The sequence below is a fragment of the Streptomyces sp. NPDC044044 genome (genome assembly GCF_056434405.1).
In genome coordinates this window covers 903,699-923,274 of record NZ_JBWKFG010000002.1, presented here as the reverse complement: position 1 = coordinate 923,274, position 19,576 = coordinate 903,699, and the positions used below count along the sequence as shown (strand labels likewise).

At 71.7% G+C, this 19,576-nt stretch carries 15 protein-coding genes; 8 read left to right on the top strand and 7 right to left on the bottom strand.

What is annotated here, in order from left to right; genetic code table 11:
- Window positions 1-27 precede the first annotated feature (27 nt).
- Entirely contained in the window at window positions 28-1,086 is a 1,059-nt protein-coding gene (locus AC07AG_RS09970) for a YncE family protein (protein ID WP_478753598.1), read from the top strand.
- Between the two features lie 27 nt (window positions 1,087-1,113).
- On the opposite strand, the gene AC07AG_RS09965 is transcribed toward AC07AG_RS09970, so the two are convergent.
- From AC07AG_RS09965 to AC07AG_RS09955, 3 genes are all read right to left on the bottom strand, one after another.
- Window positions 1,114-2,403, bottom strand: coding sequence for a YhgE/Pip domain-containing protein (locus AC07AG_RS09965; protein ID WP_478753596.1), 1,290 nt, complete (start codon window positions 2,401-2,403; stop codon window positions 1,114-1,116).
- A 125-nt stretch (window positions 2,404-2,528) separates the two neighbouring features.
- Complete coding sequence (locus tag AC07AG_RS09960; RefSeq protein WP_478753985.1) at window positions 2,529-3,221, bottom strand: esterase/lipase family protein; 693 nt, start codon at window positions 3,219-3,221, stop codon at window positions 2,529-2,531.
- Window positions 3,222-3,379: 158 nt separating this feature from the next.
- Window positions 3,380-4,111, bottom strand: coding sequence for a FadR/GntR family transcriptional regulator (locus AC07AG_RS09955; protein WP_478753594.1), 732 nt, complete (start codon window positions 4,109-4,111; stop codon window positions 3,380-3,382).
- A 283-nt stretch (window positions 4,112-4,394) separates the two neighbouring features.
- Between AC07AG_RS09955 and AC07AG_RS09950 the strand changes: the two genes are divergently transcribed.
- The 3 genes from AC07AG_RS09950 (at window position 4,395) to AC07AG_RS09940 (ending at window position 8,712) form a co-directional block, all read left to right on the top strand.
- Window positions 4,395-5,741, top strand: coding sequence for an SLC13 family permease (locus AC07AG_RS09950; protein WP_478753983.1), 1,347 nt, complete (start codon window positions 4,395-4,397; stop codon window positions 5,739-5,741).
- A 108-nt stretch (window positions 5,742-5,849) separates the two neighbouring features.
- Window positions 5,850-7,313, top strand: a complete 1,464-nt coding sequence (locus AC07AG_RS09945; protein WP_478753592.1) for an acyl-CoA synthetase — start codon at window positions 5,850-5,852, stop codon at window positions 7,311-7,313.
- Entirely contained in the window at window positions 7,306-8,712 is a 1,407-nt protein-coding gene (locus AC07AG_RS09940; protein WP_478753590.1) for a carboxyl transferase domain-containing protein, read from the top strand. Before AC07AG_RS09945 ends, AC07AG_RS09940 begins: the two co-directional genes overlap by 8 nt.
- A 236-nt stretch (window positions 8,713-8,948) precedes the next feature.
- On the opposite strand, the gene AC07AG_RS09935 is transcribed toward AC07AG_RS09940, so the two are convergent.
- Entirely contained in the window at window positions 8,949-9,875 is a 927-nt protein-coding gene (locus AC07AG_RS09935) for a hypothetical protein (protein WP_478753588.1), read from the bottom strand.
- 22 nt (window positions 9,876-9,897) lie between these two features.
- A complete protein-coding gene (locus tag AC07AG_RS09930) occupies window positions 9,898-10,290 on the bottom strand; it encodes a hypothetical protein (protein WP_478753587.1) in 393 nt (130 codons plus the stop codon).
- Between the two features lie 131 nt (window positions 10,291-10,421).
- Between AC07AG_RS09930 and AC07AG_RS09925 the strand changes: the two genes are divergently transcribed.
- On the top strand, window positions 10,422-14,243 hold the full coding sequence (locus AC07AG_RS09925; RefSeq protein ID WP_478753585.1) for a CHAT domain-containing tetratricopeptide repeat protein: 3,822 nt from the start codon (window positions 10,422-10,424) through the stop codon (window positions 14,241-14,243).
- A 12-nt stretch (window positions 14,244-14,255) separates the two neighbouring features.
- Here the strand turns inward: AC07AG_RS09925 and AC07AG_RS09920 are convergent, their stop codons facing one another.
- Both AC07AG_RS09920 and AC07AG_RS09915 read right to left on the bottom strand, forming a co-directional pair.
- The gene (locus AC07AG_RS09920) at window positions 14,256-15,023 is read right to left on the bottom strand and encodes an NPP1 family protein (protein WP_478753981.1); all 768 of its coding nucleotides are present in this window, start codon (window positions 15,021-15,023) and stop codon (window positions 14,256-14,258) included.
- A 121-nt stretch (window positions 15,024-15,144) separates the two neighbouring features.
- Window positions 15,145-16,725, bottom strand: a complete 1,581-nt coding sequence (locus AC07AG_RS09915; RefSeq protein WP_478753583.1) for a serine/threonine-protein kinase — start codon at window positions 16,723-16,725, stop codon at window positions 15,145-15,147.
- A gap of 346 nt (window positions 16,726-17,071) precedes the next feature.
- Here AC07AG_RS09915 and AC07AG_RS09910 point away from each other — a divergent pair, with 346 nt between their 5' ends.
- The 3 genes from AC07AG_RS09910 (at window position 17,072) to AC07AG_RS09900 (ending at window position 19,566) form a co-directional block, all read left to right on the top strand.
- Window positions 17,072-17,911, top strand: coding sequence for an alpha/beta fold hydrolase (locus tag AC07AG_RS09910; protein WP_478753582.1), 840 nt, complete (start codon window positions 17,072-17,074; stop codon window positions 17,909-17,911).
- 164 nt (window positions 17,912-18,075) lie between these two features.
- Window positions 18,076-18,360 carry a hypothetical protein gene (locus AC07AG_RS09905; protein ID WP_478753580.1) on the top strand — a complete coding sequence of 95 codons (285 nt, stop codon included), beginning with the start codon at window positions 18,076-18,078 and terminating at the stop codon, window positions 18,358-18,360.
- 57 nt (window positions 18,361-18,417) lie between these two features.
- Window positions 18,418-19,566 carry a sulfite oxidase gene (locus AC07AG_RS09900; RefSeq protein ID WP_478753578.1) on the top strand — a complete coding sequence of 383 codons (1,149 nt, stop codon included), beginning with the start codon at window positions 18,418-18,420 and terminating at the stop codon, window positions 19,564-19,566.
- The last annotated feature ends 10 nt before the right edge of the window (window positions 19,567-19,576 follow it).

The following is a 19,576-nucleotide window of genomic DNA, read 5'->3' as shown; positions in this document are numbered from 1 at the left end:
CACATCTGCCAAGGAGATCGACGCAGCATGAGCTCAACCATCCGCCGGGCCCGCCGTACCACCGCGATCACCGTGTCGCTCGCCGCAGGAGGTGCCCTCGTCTCGGCGGGCACCGCGGACGCCGACACCGCGAGGACCGGCTCGCCCACCGAAACGGCGCCGATCAGGCAAGGCCTCTACCAGTCCGCGTACTCGGAGCGGAACGACGCGCTCTGGATGACCTCTTCCGTGGGCATGCCGCCCGCCACGGTCACCGACTCCCGTCTGCTGAGAGTCGACCCGGACACGCTGAAGGTCGAGAAGGCCTACACCCCGCCGGTCACCGACGCGGCCACCGGTGCCGTCGAGTCGGTCTACGGCGTCGCCGTCGACGACGAGCACAACACCGTCTGGACGACCAACACCCGCGACAACTCCGTCGCCGTCTACAGCCAGCGCACCGGCAAGCGCCTCGCCACGCTGCCGAACGTGAACCACGCCCGCGAGATAGTCGTGGACGAGCGGCGCGACACGGTGTGGGCGAGCTCGTTCGCCGACGGCAGCCTCGTCGCGTTCGACTCCGGCACCTTCAAGGAGAAGAAGCGCGTCACCGTCCCCGGCACGGGACCGACGGGCATCACCGTGAACGAGCGGACCGGTGCGGTGTACGCCGCCGACTACCACGGCGCCCGGATCATCGAGTTCTCCCGCGGCGCCAAGAGCCCGCGGCTCATCCCGGCCGGCCAGGGACCGCTCTCGATCGCCCTCTCCAGGAACGGCCGCACCGCCTACACCGCCGATCAGACCTCCGGCACCGTCACGGTCGTCGACCTGCGCAAGGGCGCCGTCACCCGGTCCGTGGCCACCGGCGGCGGCACCAAGTCCGTGGCCGTCGACCACCGCTCGGGCCACGTCCTTGCCGTCAACCGCACGACCGCCACCGTCACGGTCGTCGACCCGTACAAGGGCGCGGTCGTGAAGTCCATGGCCACCGGCGTGAACCCCAACCACGTCCATGTGGCCGACGGCCACGCGTACGTGGCGGACAAGTCGGGCTCGGGTCCCGCGGGCGAGGACCTGCTGACCCGCGTCCACCTGCACCGCTGAGAGGCTCGGGGAGCGTTCAAGGAGAGGTCAGTGTGAGGGCTGCGGAGTCATCCGGTGCAGTCCCTTGCGGTCGTAGTAGCGGGTCATCGCGAACCCGAAGACCGCGGCGATGACACTCCCGATCGCGATCATGGTCCATGCGCGGGCGAGGCCGGCGTCGGCGCGGGCGTCGAAGAAGAGGATGGCGCGGACGCCGCCGCTGAGCTGGCGCATGGGCTCGAAGATGCCGAGGAAGCGGTAGAAGGCGGGGACCGCCTCCAGCGGGATGGTGGCCCCGGAGGAGGGCAGGCCCAGGACGATGAACACGAACATGGACACCAGCTGGCCGATCCCGCCGAAGGCCGCGTTGATGGCCTGGACCCCCAGGCCCACCGCGAGGCTCGCGCAGTAGGAGAAGATCCACAGCAGCGGCAGGCGGGTGGCGTCCATGCCGAGGATCGCGATGGTGGCCAGCATGATCAAGGTGGTGGTCAGGACCGTGATGCCCGCGGTCATGGCCATCTTCAGGAGCAGCGTCTGCGTGCGGCTGATCGGCACGGTCGGGCGGCGGGTGTGCCAGGGGCCGATCTCACTGTCGGCGTAGCCGAGAGCGGTGTCCACGCCCATGCTGATGAGGTTGGCTCCGAGGAACCCGGCCAGGACGAGCAGCAGGGTGTAGTAGAACGCGCTCAGGCCCAGGCCGCTGTTGTCACCGATGGGGTGGCCGACCTCGGTGGTGATGCCGACGGGGTCGGTCAGCAGCAGGCCCGCCGTGGAGCCCGCTTGCTTGTCGGCGCCCGCCGCCTTCAGCTGCTCGCCGATGCCCTGGGAGGACTGCTGCGCGGCCGTCGTGGCGATCCTGCTCGCCAGGGAGGAACCGAGGCTGCCCATGCCGGGGTTGGTGAGGACCGTCATCGTCGGCCGCTCCGTCGCGCGCGGGGTGGTGAGCGCGGCGACGGAGTCGCTGAAGTCCGCGGGGACGACCAGGGCGCCGTAGATCTTGCCGGAGTCCAGCTCGTCCTGGGCCTGGGCCCGCGTGAGCCCGCGCCAGTCGGCCTTGTCGCTCGACGTGTCGGCGAGGACGGTCTGGGCGACCTGCGTTCCCAGGTTCTGCTTCTGCCCGGCCGGGGGCTTTCCCTGGTCGGAGTTGACGATCGCGATGGGCAGGTCGCGCAGGTCGCGGTCGGGGCTGATGATGCCGCCCATGTAGAGCAGGGAAAGCAGCAGGGCGAGCAGCCCGGTCAGGACCGCGGGCACCAGCCACAGCTTGGGGCGGCGCAGGAGCGCTGAGGCGCGGGCCTCGGTGCCGGAGTGACGGGGAGCGTTGTCGTCGTCCATGGTGCCCACCATCGGTGCCGCGCTCGGCGCCCGGAGCGAACAACACGTGCGGGCCGGGGCGAACAACACGTTCAGGAGCGAAGGACCAGGCGAATGGGGCCCCCGCCGTGCGCCGAGACCCTGGGCTAGCCGCCGACGAAGGCCCGCACTCCCTGTGACACCCCGTCGTCGCCCAGCAGGTCGTTGTGCTTCAGACAGCCCGCCGCGTTGTTCGTCGCGCCGTCGATCCGCACGCTGTCGTCGGGGTTGATGACCTCGTCGCAGTTGGACCACCAGGTCGCGTAGGCGACGTCTCCCGGCGTCTCGTCGCCCTCCGCGAGCCCGTCCTGTACGTACGAACCCGGTGTCATGTCACGGCAGGCCTGGGACCAGGCGGCGCAGGCCCAGGCCGTGGTGGTGCCGTGGTTGGGGCCCGCGAGGGAGGCCCAGTGGGCGACCGTCGCGGTGCCGCCGCCGTGCTTGACGTACCAGCGGGTGACGAGGCTGCCGAAGGAGTGGGCGACGATGTCCACCTTGGCGGCGCCGGACCGCGCGCGCACCTCCTCGACGTACGCGGCGAACCGCCCGGAGAGCACCTCGTTCACCGACCGGCTGGTGTCGTACCCCCAGGAGAACAGCTCCGCGTCCGTGTAGCCGGACGCCTTGAAGTCCTCGCGCAGGGAGCCCCACACGCCCGGGTCGGCGTTGTAGCCATGGACGAAGATCACCGGAGTGCGGGCGGTGGCGGCCTTCTGGGCCTCGTCCGCCTGGGCCGTGGTCAGCGGCGTCAGCAGGGCGGCGGCGGCCGCGATGGTCAGCGGGACGGAAATTCGGCGCAGCACAGGTTCCCCCTCGGGCCGGCGGACGTCACACGCTCGCGGACTCCAGGCCCGGTTACGCGTGAGTAGTGCCGAGAATGGTGAGGTCTGCGGCGACGAATGAACAGCCCTGTGCGGCAGGGAAGTTACCGCGGGTACGGCTGCACCCCGCTGAGGCCTCACGCCTCGGCGTGATCCGGAGCGCTCGTCTCGTCATCCGGGTTCCAGTCGAGGAGCCGCACTTTCGCGACCGTCCGCACATGCCGGCGCATCGCGGCCGCCGCCGCCCGGCCCCGGCCGGCCTCGATCGCGTCGAGGATCTCGTAATGCTGGGCGAGGGAGCGGGCGGGGCGCCGCACCTGGCGCAGCGACTCGTTGCGGCTCTCGGTGATCTGCTCGGCGATGGAGCGCATGAACTCGGCGAGCAGCGCGCTGTGGGCCGCGGCGGTCACGGCGGCGTGGAAGAGCCGGTCGCCCTCGACCCCGCGCTCGCCCGCCTCGATCTCCCGCGCCATCGTGTCGAGGGCTCCCCGCATCGCCCGCAGGTCCTCGTCCGTGCGCCGCTCGGCGGCCAGTTCGGCGAGTTTGGTCTCCAGGGCCTCGCGCGCCTCCAACACATCGGGCAGCCGCCGCTTGCGCTCCACGAGCCGCTCCACGGGCTCCGCGTCCAGGCTGTTCTTGACCAGATAGGTTCCGCCGCCGTGCCGCACCTCGACCAGTCCCTGCACTTCCAGTACGACGATGGCCTGCTTGACGGAGGCGCGGGACACGCCGAGGCGCTGGGCCAGTTCGCGTTCGGGCGGCAGCCGGTCGCCGGAGCGCAGGCCGCCCTCACCGACGTAGGCACGCAGCCGGTCGAGCACCTGCTCGTACAGCCTCGTCCTGCCCATGGGGCGCAGCGCGTCAGACATCCCAACCCCCCATTTCGGTCCCCGTGCCGATGGATTCGCAGCCTAACAGCGCGGCCCCGCCGATGGACGAGTGGACAAGTGGCTCAGCCAATTACGTCCGATCTCTTGACGGCCGAAACCGATACCCCGACGCTGAGTTCCGCCAACAGCCGGATTGGCTCAGCCACTTGGCCACTCACTCAACCACCGCTCGACACCGCTCGCCCATCCGATCGACCACCCGCTCGGCCGCTCGTGGCCGAATCACGCCTCCCAAGGACGGCCCCAGGGACGGGAGCCCATGATGTCCGCCGAACTGATCTCCATCCTCGTACTCGTGGTGGTCTTCGTGATCGCCACCACCCGCTCCATCAACATGGGCGCGCTCGCCTTCGCCGCCGCCTTCGTGGTCGGCGAACTGGTCGCCGACCTCGACGCGGACGGCATCTTCGCCGGCTTCCCCGGCGATCTGTTCGTCGTCCTTGTCGGTGTCACCTATCTATTCGCCATCGCCCGCGCCAACGGCACCACGGACTGGCTGGTGCACGCGTCCATCCGGCTCGTGCGCGGGCGGATCGTGCTGATCCCCTGGGTGATGTTCGTGATCACCGGGGCGCTCACCGCGATCGGCGCCGTCAGCCCGGCCGCCGTGGCGATCGTCGCGCCGATCGCCCTGAGCTTCGCCGCACAGTACAGAATCAGCCCGCTCCTGATGGGCGCCATGGTGGTGCACGGGGCCCAGGGCGGCGGCTTCTCCCCCATCAGCATCTACGGCTCGATCGTCAACGGCATCGTGGAGCGCGAGAAGCTGCCCGGGAACGAGGTCGCGCTCTTCCTCGCCTCGCTCGTCGTCAATCTCCTCATCGCCGGGATCGTGTTCGTCCTCTTCGGCGGGCTGAAACTGGGCCGTCTGGGAAGCGTCGGGGCGAAGGCCGGGACGGAGGACCGGACGGAGAGCGGAACGGAGAACCGAGCGGAGGACCCGGGGGTGAGCGCCGGTCCTGAACAGGCCAAGTCGGCCGATAAGTCGGCCGGGACCGAGGCGGGTTCGCGGCTCGATCCGGCCAAGATCGCCACCCTCGCCGCCCTGGTCGCCCTCGTCGTCGCCGTGCTCGGCTTCGACCTCGACGCCGGTCTGAGCGCCATCACCCTGGCCGTGATCCTGAGCGCGTTCTGGCCGGACTCGAGCCGCAAGGCCGTCGGCGAGATCGCCTGGCCGACCGTGCTGCTGATCTGCGGTGTGCTCACGTACGTCGGTGTGCTCGAAGAGATGGGCACCATCGACTGGGCCGGTGAGGGCGTGTCCGACATCGGTGTCCCGCTCCTCGCCGCACTGCTCCTCTGCTACATCGGCGCGCTCGTCTCCGCGTTCGCCTCCTCCGTCGGCATCATGGGCGCGCTGATCCCCCTCGCGGTGCCGTTCCTGGCCCAGGGCGAGATCGGCGCGGTGGGCATGATCGCGGCGCTCGCCGTCTCCGCCACCGTCGTGGACGTCAGCCCCTTCTCGACCAACGGCGCCCTGGTGCTCGCCGCCGCCCCGGACGTGGACCGGGAACGCTTCTTCCGACAGCTGATGATCTACGGCGGGATCGTGGTGGCCGTGGTACCGGCTGCGGTGTGGCTCGCCCTTGTGGTGCCAGGATTCGGGTAGGACACACCGCCGACCGGTCCCGCGACCCGGACCGACGGCGGCTCGAAGGCACCTCCACGACGGACCACGACCACCACGACGACCACGACGACCAAGGAGATACGCAGCGTGAGTTCTCCCCACCCGCCCCTCTTCCCCTCCCTCGCCACGGGCCAGGACCTGCCCGCCCTGCGCTTCGGCGAGCGCTCGCTGACGTACGCCGAACTCGCGGCCTCGGCCGGTTCCCTCGCCGCGTCCATCGGCTCGGAGCGCCGGGTCGCCCTGTGGGCGACACCGACCCTGGAGACCGCCGTCGGCGTCGTGGCCGCGCTCATCGCCGGTGTGCCCGTCGTGCCGCTCAACCCGAAGATCGGCGAGGGCGAGCTGGGGCACATCGTCGCGGACAGTGCCCCGACGGCGGTGCTCGCGGCGCCGGGTGACGAACTCCCCGCGCCGCTGCGGGCGTTGAAGCGTACGGACATCACGTTCGCCGACAGCGCTCCGGCAGCGGAACCGGCCCCCGCCCTGCCCGGCGAACCCGGCCCCGAGTCCCCCGCCCTGATCGTCTACACCTCGGGCACCACAGGACCTCCCAAGGGCGCGGTGCTGCCCCGCCGGGCCCTGTCCACCACCCTGGACGCCCTTGAGGACGCCTGGCAGTGGACGTCCGACGACGTCCTTGTGCACGGACTTCCGCTGTTCCACGTGCACGGTCTGATCCTCGGCATCCTGGGGCCGCTGCGCCGGGGCGGTTCGGTGCGGCACCTGGGCCGGTTCTCCGTCGAGGGGGTGCGGCAGGAACTGTCCGACGGGGCCACAATGCTGTTCGGCGTGCCCACCATGTACCACCGCATCGCGGAGGCGCTGCCCACCGCCCCGGGTCTGGCCAAGGCCCTGTCCGGCGCCCGGCTCCTGGTCTCCGGGTCCGCCGCGCTGCCCGTGCACGACCACGAGCGCATCGCGACGGCGACGGGACGCCGGGTGATCGAGCGGTACGGCATGACGGAGACACTGATGAACACGAGCGTGCGGGCCGACGGCGAGCCGCGCGCCGGAACCGTCGGAGTGCCGCTGGGCGGTGTGGAGTTGCGGCTCGTGGACGAGGCGGGCGCCGAGACATCGGACCGGCAGGAGGTCGGCGAGATCGAGGTGCGCGGCCCGAATCTGTTCACCGAGTATCTGAACCGGCCCGACGCCACCGCCGCCGCGTTCACCGCCGACGGCTGGTTCCGCACCGGCGACATGGCGGTGCGCGACGAGGACGGCTACGTACGCATCGTCGGCCGCAAGGCCACCGATCTCATCAAGAGCGGCGGCTACAAGATCGGCGCGGGCGAGATCGAGAACGCCCTGCTCGCATACCCGGGCGTGCGGGAGGCCGCGGTGACGGGCGAGCCCGACGACGACCTGGGCGAGCGCATCGTCGCCTGGATCGTGCCGACCGACCCCGAACAGCCTCCACTGCAAAGGGACTTGGCGGATCATGTGGCCGCGCAGCTCGCCCCGCACAAGCGCCCGCGGACCGTGCGCTATCTGTCGGAGCTCCCCCGCAACGACATGGGGAAGATCATGAAGCGGTCGCTCCGTGCCTGAGTCCACGCCCGGCGGTCCGGCCCCGCGCCTGACCGCCCGCGCGACGGTCGCCGCCGTGGCGGACCAGGACAGCTTCCGCGAACTCTCGTACCCGGCACGGGAGTTCACCGAGGAGGGACGACAGGACGGGCCACTCGGCTGGCAAGGCTATGCCGACTCGCGCGCCCGAGCCGAGGAACGCACCGGCGAGCGGGAGTCGGTGGTCTGCGGCACCGCGACCGTCGGCGGCACGCCGGCGGTGGTCGTCTCCTTCGAGTTCGGCTTCCTTGGCGGATCCCTCGGCGAGCGCACCGGGGACCGTCTTGAGGCCGCGCACCGCCACGCCCGGGACCACCGGCTGCCCGTCGTGTCGCTGATCGCGACGGGCGGCAGCCGTATGCAGGAGGGGATGCGCGCCCTCGTCCAACTGCAGCGCGTGGCACGGCAGTCCGAGCTCACCGGCGCGGCGGGTCTGGCCCGGATCGCGGTCCTGCGCGATCCGACCACGGGCGGCGGCTGGGCCACCCTGGGCGCGGGCGCCGACCTGATCCTGGCGCTGCCCGGCAGTCAGGTCGGCTTCGCCGGGTCTCGCGTACGCCCGCCGGACACGGATCCGGCGGCGTACACGGCGGAGGCGCAGCTGGCGGCGGGCGCGATCGACGAGGTCGTACGCCCCGAGGAGCTGCGCGAGTCACTGGCGCTGCGCCTGAGGCTGCTGGCCGCCCCCGACAAGGACGCCCGCACGCGCACCGAATCGCCCGAACCCCCCGAGCCCCCCACCGCCCTGGGCCGCACCGACCTGCCCGCCACCGGCTGGGAAGCCGTCAGCCGGGCGCGCTCCCCCGAACGCCCGCACGCCACCGCCTACTTGGACGCCTATTTCACCGACCGCGCACCGCTGAGCGGCGACCGGTGCGGGGGCACGGACCCGGGGACCCTCTGCGGGTTCGGGCTGCGTGAGGGGCGGACGGTGGCCTACGCGGCGCAGTGCGGGACGGCGACAACGCCCGCCGGATACCGCACCGCGGCCCGTCTCGTCCGGCTCGCGGGGCGGCTCGGCATTCCCGTGCTCACGCTCGTCGACACACCGGGGGCCGCGAACGGGGCGGAGGCCGAACGCGCGGGCGCGGGCGCGGCGATCGCCGATCTGTTCGCCGCCGTCGCCACCTCACCGGTGCCGGTCACCTCGCTGGTCATCGGCGAGGGCGGCTCGGGCGGCGCCCTCGCCCTCGCGGCACCGGACAACCTCTGGGCGACGCCGGACAGCTACTTCTCGGTCATCGCCCCGGAACTGGCCACCGCGATCCTCAAGCGGGGGCCCGAGGAGACCCGGTCGACGGCGGAGCAGCTGCGGCTGCGCCCACAGGATCTGGTCGAGCTCGGCGCGGCCCGGGGAATCGTGCCGGGACGACACCGATAGGGCCGGGCCCAGGGGTTCGCCACCCCCGGCGGCAGTCCTTACGGGCCGGTGACGGAGCCCCGTCGGTGATCGTGAGCCCGGCCCGGCGCTCCTTCCGGCGGCGGGCAGGCGCCACTGGCTCACTGCACAGGCCGTACTCGCGCTCGCCGTCCATCACTTGCTGTTCACGGGGTGGTGAGGGGGAATCGGTGCAATCGGTGCGGGGGAATCAGCGCGGGGAATCGTTGCGGGCGACGTCAGTCGGCCTTCCGGAACACCTCCGACATCCCGCCCCCCGCGTCATGGGCCAGCAGCCCCGTCGTGTCCGGCCCGAGCAGCCCGACGCGCGTGGCCAGTTCCCTGCCGTGGACGTCGACGGCTGCCTCGGTGAGGCCCGCGAGCGCGTCGAGGGCGGCCCGTGAACGGGAACGGGCCACCGCCCCGCACCCGACGGCGACCAACGCGGCGGGCCACCACCAGCAGGCGAGCAGGGCATAGCCCACGGCCCAGGCGGCGAGGCGGGCGGCCGCGCTGAAGGAGTCACGGGCCGCCTGGATCTGGCGCACGGCGGGTTCGGGGAGGATCAGCCACAGGCGCGGCCACAGGGCGGCGAGGTCCACTCCGTAGGCGGCTTCGACGCGGTCCGCCGTCGCCTGCATGCGGTCGCCGTACCAGGTGGGGCGCTTCGGTGCGCACAGCGAGATACGGTCGCGGGCCTCACCGAGGGCCTGGATCCGCGCGCCCGCGCTTCGCTCGACCCGCACGGCACCGCCTGCCGCCGAACCGGTCGGCGTGGCACGCGCGACGGCGTCATCGAGCTGCGCGTCCACTGCTCGCCACTGCCGCTCGCGCCGTGCGGTGAGGGCGCGCGAGAGCGGGTCACGGCCGAAACGCAGCCAGTACTTCTCGATCGCGCCGCCGAGGAACTGCGAGGCGAGTGAAGCCGCGGCCGCGGTGAGCAGGACGAGCGCCACCAGGAGCGCGGCGGTGCCGGTCCGGTCGAGTGCGGGGCGGGCGGCGAGGTCGTCCAGCGTGGCGCGCAGCCGGTCGACGTCGTGCCAGTGGCGGTGCCCCAGGGTGGTGCCGACGGCTGCGGCGGCGAGGAAGAGTGCGCCGGGCAGCACCAGGAGGTTCAGCCAGCGTTCGGTGAGCTTGCCGCCCAGGGTGGCGAGGAGTGGGTTCATGAGGCCGCGGGACCGGAGCCGGTCACTGCCCGGGATCCAGTCGGCCCTTGCGCATGCGCGCTCCGTTGACCGTGCAGTGCGGGGCGGGCAGCAGGTCGCGGGCGCGTTCGAGCCTGCTGCAGTGGGCCGGTCCCGGGCACACGGCCACCCTGATGTGCGGCGCGAGGCCGGGGGGCATGGCGCCCCGGGAGCCGTTGATCAGCCCACCCGCGTCCCCGGCCCTGCGCATCGCGTGGTCGAGGGTCTCGTAGCACTCCGCGATCGCATCGGCGCCCGCACCGGACCGCAGCAGGTCCCTCGCCCGCTCCGCGGCCTGCCGGACCCCGGGCTGCCGCAGGTCGTCGGGCGAGCCGAGCAGGGAGCACAACGCCGCTGTGCCGTGGGCGAGTTCGGGACGGTCGGGCGATACGGTCATGGTCCAAGTGTGCCGGAAAGCAAGCACAGTTGAGCATGAGTCGGCGCGCTACCGGAGTCGGCGAACGCCATCCGGGCCGAACACCATCGGAGCCGAACGCCATCGGAACCGGCAAGAGGAGGAGCGACGGAGTGAGGGACGACCGGGACCGGCATGTACGAGCGATCCGCGCGCGCCTGGCACGGGCCGGGGCCTCCGAGGGCGTGGTGCACGCGAACGTGGTGTTCGACCCCGAGGCGAACGCCGAACTCCGGGCACTGCTGTGCGGCACCGACACCGGCGCCGACCTGGAGGCCCGGCACGTGGCCGGCTGGCTCTGCCTGGCGCGCGCGGCGGCCTCCGACGACGCGCGGGGCAGCGTCCACGGAAGCATGGCCGGAACGCTGCTGTTCCCGGTGTGGATGGCCGACCCGGCGCTCGTGCCACCGCAGTTGGCGGCAGGCTATGAAGCCACCGACCCCGCGGACCGCCCCGACCCGGCGCACGCGGACGGTCCCGCCGAGTGGTCGGCGGAGTGTGCCGCGGCCGTGATCGCGGCCGAGGGCCGGCAGCACCGCCCGCCGCCGGACGCCACCGAGGACGACCTGCGGCTGTACGACCTTGCCGTGCGGGTGGGCAGCTCGACACCTTCGCGTGAGGTGCTGCTCGGCCTGGCGATCGGGATGGGCAGCCTCGCCGTCCTCGCGACGCCGGAGCACGACCCCACGTACGCGACCCGGGTCGCCGATCTGACCCACGTGCTGTCCCTCGCCGGGCAGCGGAGGCCGAGCGCCGACGGGGACTCCGACACGGCGCTGCTTCGCACCCACCGCACCCTCAAAGGCCTTCCTGCCGACTCACCCGACCGGTTGCTCACGCTCAGCAACCTGGGCATCCAGTTCCTGGATCGGTACAAGCAGTCGTACGACGCCGACGACCTGCACGAAGCGGTCAGCACGGCCCGTGACGTGCTGGCCCAACTGCCGGCGAGGAGCCCGCATCTGGCCCATTGCCTCAGCACCCTGGGCGGCGCCCTGCTGGCGCTGCGGCAGCGGGAGGGCGGCACGCCCGAGGAGCACGACGAGGTGGTGGACCTGTTGCGCCGCGCCGCTCCCGACGACCCGAAGGGCCCGGCGGCGGCAGGCCTCAACCTGGGCCTCGCGCTCACCCTGCGGTACCAACGCGGCGGCAGACCGCACGACTTGCACCAGACGGTCGCCGTGCTGACCGCAGCGCTGGATGCGGCGCAGGAGGACCCGGCCCTGCGCATCTCCGTCCGCAGCACCCTCGGCAACGCGCTGCGCGCACGCTTCGCGCTGACCGGCGATCCGGCCGATCTGGACGCGGCGATCACGCATCTGTCCGCCGTGGTCGCCGGGTCCGGGGAGCCGACGTCCCGCACCGCACCGCGCCTGATCGCCCCCGCGATGGCCCTGCACGCGCGGTACGTCCTCGACCCGGAAGGCAACAGTGCGGACCTCGTCGAGGCCCTGCGGTTGCTGCGTCGGGCCGAGCCGCTCCTGCCACCGCACCACCCGGAGCGGCCCGTGACGCTCAGCGACCTCGGGATGGTGCTGAGCACCAGCCACCAACACACCGGACGTCCAGAGGAGTTGAACGAGGCGATCCAGGCTCTCAGGGAGGCGGTGGAGCTCACCCCCGAAGGGCACGAGATCCTCGGCGTACGACTGCTCAACCTCGGCATGGCCCTGGGCCTGCGCCACCGCCTGACCGAGGACGGCGCGGACCTGCGGGAGGCCCAGGCGTGCCGGAGCCGGGCCGCCGAGCTGCCCGGTCTCGGCGTCGCCCACCGTGCGGCCCTGCTCGGCTCCACGGCGATCAGCCGGATGAGCGGACTCGGGCGTGCGGCCGACCCGGCGGCCCAACTCGACGAAGCCATCCGGCTGTTCAGGGAGGCGCTCGCCCTCACCCCGGCCGATGACCCCAAGTTGCCGCGTCGGCGCCACAACCTGTCCATGGCCCTGATCAACCGCAGCCAGGCGGCGCGGAGGCCCGGCGACGCGCGGGAGGCACGCACGCTCGCCGACGCGGTGATCGCCTCGCTGCCCGCGGACTCCCCCGAGCTGCCCGGTGCCCTGACGGCGGCCGCCGGCGCCCGCCTGTCGGGCCGTGGCGCCCTGTTGTCGTCGACGGTCCGAGGCGAGGCGATCGCGCTGTTCCGCCGGGCGGCCGAGGTCACCCCGCCCGGCCATGCGAGGCGCACGCTGCGCCTGACGAACCTCGGCAAGATCCTGCGGGTCCTGTCGACCGGCCGCGGCCGCCGGGCCGCTCTGGCCGAGGCGGCCGACGTGTTCCGGGCAGCGGCCCTTGAGCAGCAGTGCGCACCCTCCGAGCGCCTGGACGCCGCCCGGTCCTGGGGCGACACCTGGGCGGAACTCGGCGTCTGGGACCGCGCCCTTGACGGCTACGTGGTGGCGGTCGACGTGCTGCATTCCGTCGCGCCCCGCCATCTCGTCCGTGACGACCAGGAGTTGCTGCTCGGCCGGACCGTCGGTCTGGGGGCAGCGGCCGCGGCGTGCGCCGTGCGCTGCGGACGGCCCCAGCTGGCGGTGGGGCTCCTCGAACAGTCCAGAGGCGTACTGCTGTCCCACGCCTTCGACGCCGACAGCGATCTGACCCGGCTCCGGGAGAGGGCCCCTGACCTCGCCGACCGCTTCGAGGAACTCCGCGAGGCCCTCGACACCGCGACCGACGGCCGGGACCCGCTCGGCGCGGACTTCCTGGGCGAAGGCCCCTTGCACACCTCACGGACGCCGGACGCCCAGGCCGACCGGCGTCAGCAACTGGCCGCCGAATGGCGGGAGCTCACCGACCGGATCCGCGCCGCGCACCCGGAGCTGGGCCTGCTGCGTCCGGTGCGGGAGTGGCACGAGCGGGAACTGCGCGCGACAGCATCGGCGGGGCCGGTGGTCCTGGTCAACGTGTCCCCGTACGGCAGCCACGCGCTGGTCGTCGGCGAGCGCTCCATCGACACCGTGCCGCTCCCGGGGCTCACCCCCGAGGCAACGACCGCACACCGGACGGCCTTTCAGGACGCGCTGGAACGACTGGAGGCGCCCGGGACCTCCCGAAAGCAGTCACTGCGCGCCCAGCACGTCGTGCGGGAGACGCTCGCCTGGCTGTGGCAGGTGGTCACCGGCCCCGTGCTCGACCACCTGGCTATGCGCGCCACGCCCACCGGGCCACTGCCCCGCGTGTGGTGGTCGCCCGCCGGAGCCCTGGGCACGATGCCGCTGCACGCGGCGGCTCCCGCCGACGGCGCGTCCGGGGCGCTGGACCGGGTGATCTCCTCGTACACGCCGACTCTGCGCGCGCTGCACCACGCCAGGCAGCGGGCCGCGCGCCCTGCGGGTACCGGCGCGCTCGTCGTCGCCGTCGGCGAGGCGACCGGCTTCGCACCCCTGCCCGCCGCGCACCGCGAGGCCGAACACCTCGCCCGGCTGCTGCCGGGCCCCGAGGTGCTCACCGGCGCGTCCGCCACCCACTCCGCGGTGGTCTCCGCCCTGCACAAGCACGCGTACGCGCACTTCGCGTGCCACGCGGTGGGCGATCTGGAGCGTCCGTCCGGCAGCCGCCTCGTCCTGCACGATCACACGGAACGCCCGCTGACCGTCCGCGATCTCGCCCGGCTCAGGCTCCCGTCGGTGCGGCTCGTCTACCTCTCGGCCTGCGACACCCTGCGGACCAGCCCCGAACTCGCCGACGAGGCCGTCCACATCGTCAGCGCCTTCCAGGTCGCGGGCTTCCCCCATGTCGTCGGCTCGCTGTGGCACGTCGACGACACGATCGGCGCCCGTGTCGCCCAGGACGTGTACGAGGCACTGAGCGAGGGTGGCGGAGTGCTGGACGTCGACCGTACGGCCGAGGCCCTGCACTCCACGGTGCGCGCGCTGCGCGACACGTATCCCCTGACCCCGAGCCTGTGGGCGTGCCAGGTGCACGCGGGCCCCTAGAAGCTCCCGCCGTCAGGCGTTGGGGTCGAACGAGATCCCGGCGGGCTTGGCCTTCTCCAGGTGGTAGTTGAAATTGCCGTCCTTGAGCCCGAAGACGGCACTGCCGAAGTCGGCCCGAGTCAGCTTCTCCCGCACGCCCGCGGGATAGCCGTTCCATCCGACGAGCCCGGGGAATTGCCAAGTCCGCTCGTGATTCTCCGGCGGCTCGTCGTTGGAGCCCGCGGGCCGGAAGCAGTGCGTGCTCACACCGTCCTTGTGGTAGACGACCTTGGGGTGCGTGCCGTCCCAGCGGATCTGGTCGCGGCCGTATACGTCGAAGTTGCCGTGGGCCGAGGTGGAGACGTAGCGGGCTTCGTTGTTCTGCACCCACACCACCACGTGCTCCCAGTCGTGCCGGTGCCCGCCGAGGCCGCTGCCCGCCACGGCCTGGTCCTTCTCGAAGTACAGGCCGTACATGATGGCGCACCAGTCGTTGTTGCACTTGGACCGGGCGTACCCATTGGTGTTGTCGAGGTCCCAGGAGTCACGGCACTGACCGTTGACGGCCCCCGACGGATTGAGGCCTCCATTGACACTGCCGTCGGGCCCGATGGCGGGCGTCGGATAACAGCCGTCGGTGTCGTAGTCGTAGGCCGGCTGGAACGTCTGCTCAAGACCGTCCGCACTGGCGGGCAACGACGTGGGCGGATCCGCGAGCGCACTGCCCGGAAGAGCGACGACCAGCGCGAAGGCGCTGCCGAGGATGAACGACGCTCTGCGGATGCGTGAGGCCTTCTTCACCATGTCCTCCTGATCCGTCGCGGTGTGGGGCCGCGACCAGAAGTGACATGCCCACATCACACCCTTCACACGCGTAACTCACGCCCCCGGAGAAAGTTCCAGGAAGCGCGCGGAGTCGACGTCAAAGGTCGTCGATCTCCAAGTGGTCGAGAACGTCTCTGTACAGTCGCTCGCCCGTCGCACGCCCCTCACCCACGCTCGGCATGGAGACCGCCAGCCAGTAGCGCACTCCCCCGTCGTTGACCACGATCATGTCCATCCGGTGGAGGAGGGTGGTGACGTCGGCACCGGTGCGGTTCCGAAAACTGAACTCGAGGGCCGCAGCGGGCCTGGACCGCACCGTGGTCTCGTCGACGGTCACGTTCGTGACGTCCTTCTTCCGGCCACCGGCGCTCGCGCCTTCCTCACGGAGCTCGTCCCCTGCCGAATTGGCTGACGCCAGTGCGGTGTCGTGGACGCCCGTTTCCCGGTAGAGCTCGACGGTGAAGGTCTTTTCAGGGGCGTTGAAGACAACACCCTCGTCGACGATCCGCTGCTCGTACGTATCTGGAGCAGCGATCCTCACATGCAGTCCGTCAGGACTGTGCGATGCCCAGCCGTCGGGCAACCCGTCCCCCGACGGAAGCGTCCATGCCAGCGTGAGCGCGATGAGTACGGTCACTGCCACCCCGGCCACGAATATCTGATTGCGACGGCGCTTCCACCATCCTCCGGCGCCTGGACGGTCCTTGATGCCGACCCCGGCGCCGTTCCTGATGCCGCCGCTCACCGAGGACTGAACCGGGAACTGAACCGGCAGCTGAACCGGGAACACCGCCGTCGACGACGACCCCGAGGGGGACGAGACCCCACCGGGCTCGGAGCCGACAACTCCCTTCAGCCGCTCACGCACCTGATCCGCCGTCGGGCGACGGGACGGCTCCTTGTCCAGCAGGTCGACGATGAGATCACCCAGCGGGCCTGCGCAGTTCACCCGCGGCAACGGGTCATCCCGCACGGCAGTGAGCGTCGCCAAGGGGCGGCCTCGACCGAACGGCCGCCACCCCTCCACCGCCACGAAGAGCAGCACTCCCAGCGACCACAAGTCGGCCGCCGGACCCGGCGCTTGGCCCCTCACCCGTTCCGGTGCGATGTAGTCGGGCGAACCCAGCAGGTCACCGGTCCGCGTCAGAGGTGTCTCGCCTTCCGTCCGTGCTATCCCGAAGTCCGTCAACACGACTCGCCCGTCCGGCCCGATCAGTACGTTGTCCGGCTTCACGTCGCGGTGCAGTACGCCTGCCCGGTGCGCGGCGGACAGCGCCTCCAGGACGGGCAGGGCGATCTGCGCGGCAGCCCTGGGATCCAGACTGCCTTCCCGCAAGCGGTCGTCGAGGGACTGCCCAGGAACCCATTCCATGACGATCCAGGGCCGGTCGTCCTCCATGACCACCTCGAGGATGGTCACGACTCCGGGATGATGGACCCTGGCCGCGGCCCGCGCCTCACGCTCCATCCGATGGAACAACCGGGCCCGCTCCACCTCGGGCAGGCGATGGTCGAGGCGCGGCTCTTTGATCGCGACGTAGCGCTCGAGCTGTTCATCCGTCGCCTTCCAGACAGTCCCCATCCCGCCTTCACCGAGCCGCACCCGCAGCCGGTAGCGGCCACCCACCAGACGCCCCGCCCCGTCATCCGACGCGCGGTCGAGACCCTCCCCAGCCATGGGCACATCATGACGACAGCGGGACGTCGCATACAGCCTTTACCGGGAAGAATCATTCAAAGCGGTCCGCGGGATCGCTGAGTGCGGCAAAGCAGGCAAGAAGGTGTTCTCCGCGCGCGTTGTCCCGGATGATGGGTGTCCAGCGGGGGGGCAGCAGCCGAGGTTGGTTCGACCGAGCAGCGGCCAAGGGCGGGAACACTGGACGCCTTCCCCCCGATTCCCAGGCTGCAGGCTGCATGTGCCCCCCCTTCGCCGGGTCGGGACGCCCCACCCGGCCCCCGGAAGCCTCGACCTGCCCCAAGGCCCGCCTCTCCTTACGCTGGACACAGAGGTGAGGAGGGCCGCCATGTCCGCCGTCGCCGTGCACGAGGCAACGCTGCGCGCGGGTCTTGTCCTGCCGTACGCCGAGGTGGGCGACCCCGCAGGTACGCCGGTCGTCCTGGTCCACGGCTACGTCGACTCCTGGTGGACGTTCGAGCCGCTGCTGCGGCGCATGCCCTCCTCCCTGCACGTCTACGCGCCCACACAACGAGGTCACGGAGACGCCGACAAGCCTCCGGACGGCTACCTGCCCGAGGACTTCGCGACCGACCTCGTCGCCTTCATGGACACCGTCGGAATCGAGCGCGCCGTACTCGTCGGGGCTTCGAGCGGTGGGGTGCAGGCGCGCATCGTCGCGGGTCGCTATCCCGACCGGATCGCCGGGCTCGTACTCCTGGGCGTACCGGTCACCCTCGCCGACAAGCCCGCCGCCGCTGAACTATGGCAGGCCGTAAGGGAGTTGGAGGATCCGGTGGACCGTGGCCTCGCGGAACGGTTCGCGCTCGGCATGACGGCCGAACCCGTCGCTCGCGGTTTCTTGGAGACCATCGTCGAGGAGAATCTGAAGGCACCCGCCCGCGTGTGGCGCGAGACGCTGCGCGGCCTCCTTGAGACGGATCTGCGGGCGACGCTGTCCGGGATCCTCGTACCCACGCTGGCCGTCTGGGGCGACCGCGACCCGATTCTGAGCCGCGAGGAACAACAGACGACCCTCGACACCGTTCTCGGCTCCCGACTGATCGTCCACGAGGGAGCGGGGCACGTCGTGCACTGGGAGAGGCCGGAACGCGTGGTGAGGGACATCGCCGCCTTCGCCGCCTCCGTCGACGGCAACGGCAACGGCAACGGCAACGGCAACGGCTGATCGGCCGGGGTCGAATCCCCGGTCCTGCCGTGCTCGCCGTAATGCTTGCGGGTGCCATCGGTGGACGGGCGTGCTGTCCTGGCCATAGGACAGCGGCCGCCGTGCGGCGACCCCCTCCTCAAGACTCTCACCGCACTCCCTCCTCCCCCTAAGGAGCAGCCGCCATGGCGATCTTCATGCATGCTTCCCTTCCGGGTGTCACCACCGACCAGTACGACGCCCTCAACGCCAAGCTCCAGCAGACGCCCGGTATTTTCGACGGCTGCATCGCCCACGTCTGTGTCCCGAGCAGCGACGGCCTGGACATCTACGACGTCTGGGAGTCCGAGCAGCACATGCAGGCGTTCGGCGAGAAGATGATGCCGATCGCCGAGTCGGCCGGCCTGTCGGGGCCCGCAGGACAGCCCGAGGCGTTCGCCGTGCACAACTACTGGCTTCCCGGAGCTTGAGAGCCGCAAAAAGTCCATTGCCCTGCGGGCCCGACCCGCACGGGCGACCATGGAGGCATGGAGCGGACGTCCCTGGGTGATGCCAGCGCACCGGCACGCGTCGCCGCCCCCGGCGAAGGCATCAGCGAGGAAGAGCTGGCGCTCGCGGCACGCAATCACGGGCTGCCACTGGAGGCCCTGCGCCATGACGTCACCCCGCCCGGCCTCCACTATCTGCTGATCCATTACGACATCCCCGCGATCGACGCCGACACGTGGCGCCTCTCCGTCGGCGGACGTGTCCGCACCCCCCTGGAACTGGGGCTCGCCGAACTGCGGGCGCTGCCGTCCGTCACCCACCGGGTCACGATGGAGTGCGCGGGCAACGGCCGCGCCCTGCTGAGCCCGCGGCCGGTCAGCCAGCCCTGGCTGGTGGAGGCGGTGGGTACGGCCCACTGGACGGGCGTACCGCTGCGGACGGTGCTCGCCAGGGCGGGGGTCGAGGACGGCGCTGTCGAGGCCGTGTTCACGGGCGCGGACCATGGAGTCGAGCGCGGCGTCGAGCAGGACTACCGGCGCAGCCTGCCGCTCCCCGTGGACGCGGACGTGCTGCTCGCGTACGAGATGAACGGCGGGCCCCTGCCGCCCCAGCACGGCTACCCGCTGCGGCTCGTGGTCCCCGGCTGGTACGGCATGGCGCACGTCAAATGGCTCCGCGCCATCGAACTGGTCGACGCCCCGTTCACCGGCTTCCAGCAGGCCGTGGCGTATCGGATCCGGCAGTCCCCCGACGAACCCGGCGAGCCCGTCACCCGGATCGCCCCGCGCGCCCTGCTGATCCCGCCCGGCTTCCCGGACTTCATGTCACGCGTACGGGTCGTGCGCCCGGGGCCCGTGAAGCTGGAGGGGCGCGCCTGGTCCGGGTACGGGCCGGTCACACGGGTCGAGGTCAGCGCCGATGACGGCCGCACCTGGACCGACGCCGAGGTCGCTCCCCGCGGCCCGCACCGCTGGGGATGGCAGGCCTGGCACACCACCTGGACCGCGACCGCCGGCCGCCACACCCTGAGCGTCCGGGCAACCGACGCCGACGGACATGCCCAGCCCGTCGAACAGCCCTGGAACCGAGGAGGCTTCGGGAACAACCTCGTGCAGCGCGTCCCTGTCCTGTGCGCATCGCCGCTCACGGACACGAGGCAATCGCCGCTCACGGACACGAGGCAGTAGGGCCAGCCAC

Coding starts and splice junctions, on each gene's coding strand:
- AC07AG_RS09970 (WP_478753598.1), top strand. CDS start 28: ATGAGCTCAACCATCCGCCGGGCCCGCCGTACCACCGCGATCACCGTG.
- AC07AG_RS09965 (WP_478753596.1), bottom strand. CDS start 2,403: ATGGACGACGACAACGCTCCCCGTCACTCCGGCACCGAGGCCCGCGCC.
- AC07AG_RS09955 (WP_478753594.1), bottom strand. CDS start 4,111: ATGTCTGACGCGCTGCGCCCCATGGGCAGGACGAGGCTGTACGAGCAG.
- AC07AG_RS09950 (WP_478753983.1), top strand. CDS start 4,395: ATGTCCGCCGAACTGATCTCCATCCTCGTACTCGTGGTGGTCTTCGTG.
- AC07AG_RS09935 (WP_478753588.1), bottom strand. CDS start 9,875: ATGAACCCACTCCTCGCCACCCTGGGCGGCAAGCTCACCGAACGCTGG.
- AC07AG_RS09930 (WP_478753587.1), bottom strand. CDS start 10,290: ATGACCGTATCGCCCGACCGTCCCGAACTCGCCCACGGCACAGCGGCG.
- AC07AG_RS09915 (WP_478753583.1), bottom strand. CDS start 16,725: ATGGCTGGGGAGGGTCTCGACCGCGCGTCGGATGACGGGGCGGGGCGT.
- AC07AG_RS09910 (WP_478753582.1), top strand. CDS start 17,072: ATGTCCGCCGTCGCCGTGCACGAGGCAACGCTGCGCGCGGGTCTTGTC.
- AC07AG_RS09905 (WP_478753580.1), top strand. CDS start 18,076: ATGGCGATCTTCATGCATGCTTCCCTTCCGGGTGTCACCACCGACCAG.
- AC07AG_RS09900 (WP_478753578.1), top strand. CDS start 18,418: ATGGAGCGGACGTCCCTGGGTGATGCCAGCGCACCGGCACGCGTCGCC.